Origin of the sequence: Streptomyces sp. col6, assembly GCF_008042035.1 — a bacterium.
Classification (GTDB): Bacteria; Actinomycetota; Actinomycetes; order Streptomycetales; family Streptomycetaceae; genus Streptomyces.
In genome coordinates this window covers 1-1,992 of sequence record NZ_RDBL01000058.1, presented here as the reverse complement: position 1 = coordinate 1,992, position 1,992 = coordinate 1, and the positions used below count along the sequence as shown (strand labels likewise).

The 1,992-nt window shown below is 72.2% G+C and carries 1 protein-coding gene; it reads left to right on the top strand.

Going from position 1 to position 1,992, the window contains the following annotated elements; translation table 11 throughout:
- On the top strand, positions 1–1,612 hold a 1,612-nt coding region (locus tag EAO73_RS35265), incomplete at its 5' end, for a PQQ-binding-like beta-propeller repeat protein (protein WP_147975614.1).
- Positions 1,613–1,992: the final 380 nt, after the last annotated feature.

The window sequence follows — 1,992 nt, the reverse complement described above, 5'->3', positions numbered from 1 at the left end:
GCCCCGGCCCGGCCCGTACACCCAGCCCCCGACGCAGCCCGGCTACGGCTACCCGCAGCAGGGTTACGGGCAGCCCGGCCCGTACACGCAGCCCGGACTGCACCAGATGCCCACCCAGCAGCAGTACGCCGCCCCGGCGCCGGGCGGGGGCGGCCGGTTCCGCGGCAGGACCGCGAAGATCGTCGGGGCCGTGGTGGCCGTGGCGCTCCTCGCCGGCGGCGGGATCTGGTTGGCCACCAGCGGGAACGGCGACGACGGCAAGCCGCTGTCGGGCCCCACCCACTCCGCGGAGCCGACCGTCTCGCCGTCGCCGACCAAGGGCGGGGGCAAGGCCACGGGGGAGCCGGCGGTCAGCCCGCAGGAGGAGACGCGGACCATCAACGCCGGCGTCAAGTCCGGTGAGGCGAAGGTCCGCTGGCTCCAGAAGGGCGGCGTCGACCTGCCGCCCAACGGCGCGGACGTGTTCGGCCCTTGGTTCGCCGGGGACACCGTCGCCAAGGCCATGTTCTACACGGTCTCGGGCTACTCGCTCTCCGACGGCACCCTCCAGTGGAGCCTCCGGCTCCCCGCCCAGGTGTGTGCGGCCCCCTCGCAGCCCACCGCCGACGGCAGGATCGTCCTCGGGATCCGGCACGACACCGCGGACGACGCCGAGTGCGACACCCTCCAGATGGTCGACCTGCGGACGGGTAAGGCCGGCTGGCGCAAGACGTACGCCCGCACGGGCCTCTGGGACGGGCTCTCCGACCTCGTGATGTCCACCAACGGCAACACCGTCACCGTGGGCCGCACCAGCCGCACCGAGGGCTACCGGATCAGCGACGGCAAGAAGCTCTTCGGCGCACGGCCCGGGAAGTGCCAGCCGTTCGGCGTCGCCAGCGGCCCGGTCGCCATCGCCGCCGTCAGCTGCCACACCGCCGACGACGACTACAAGGACCAGCAGGTGCAGCGGATCGACCCCGCCACCGGCAAGGCCCTGTGGACGTACAGGCTCAAGAAGGAGTGGCAGGTCGGGCAGATCTACTCGGTCAGCCCCCTGGTCGTCTCGCTGAAGCAGCTGGAGAAGCCGGACAAGTGGGCCGTCCTCGTGCTCAACGCCGACGGCACCTACCGCTCGCAGCTCTCCGGCGGACCGGGCGACTACCAGGTCAAGTGCGATGTGGACCTGACGTCGCTCAGCCGGAACCTGGACGGCTGCGTGGGTGCGGCCGCCGACGCGGACACGTTCTACATGAGCACCAAGACCGACGTGGCCGCGGGCCACGGCAACAAGATCGTCGCGTTCGGTCTCGCCGACGGCAAGTTCAGCTGGTCGGCCGACGGGCCCGACGGGCAGACCGCCGTCCCGCTGCGCACCGAGGGCGGCACGCTGGTGATGTACGTGGAGGCGATGAAGGGGAAGGGCGGCGGGATCGCCACCCTGCCCGCCACCGGCGGCACCCCCCGGTTCGTGCTGCACCATCCGGTGTCCGGCATCGAGATGGAACGCGGCTTCATCGAGCCCCGGATCGCGTACACCGGCGGGCGCAGCCTGCTCATGCAGACACGGCTCAGCGGCATCACCGGTGACGACGAGGTGGACATGCGGTCCATGGTGGTCTTCGGGAACTGACGGACCGGAGCATCACGGCTCCATCACGGCCCGGTCCTCCCTTGGGAACAGGGGCGGACCGAACCGGAAGGCCCCCTCCGGCGGGTGGTACAAAGAAGTCCCGCTCGACTGACGTGACACTGCGGGATCCATGCCCGATTCGCTCCATTCCGTCGTGGTCCAGGGGGTCTTGACCGACCCGCGGACCGCCGGCGGGATCGCGGGGGAGTCCGGAACGGGCACCGGACCGCACGAAGGGGGACGCGCTGATGACCCAGCCGCCCGGACAGCAACCGCCGCAGGGAGGCTTCGGCGCTCCGCAGGAGCCGCCGCACGGGGTACCGCAGCCGCCCCAGGGCCCGCCGCAGACTCCGCCGCCGCCGGCCACCCCGCCCCAGGCC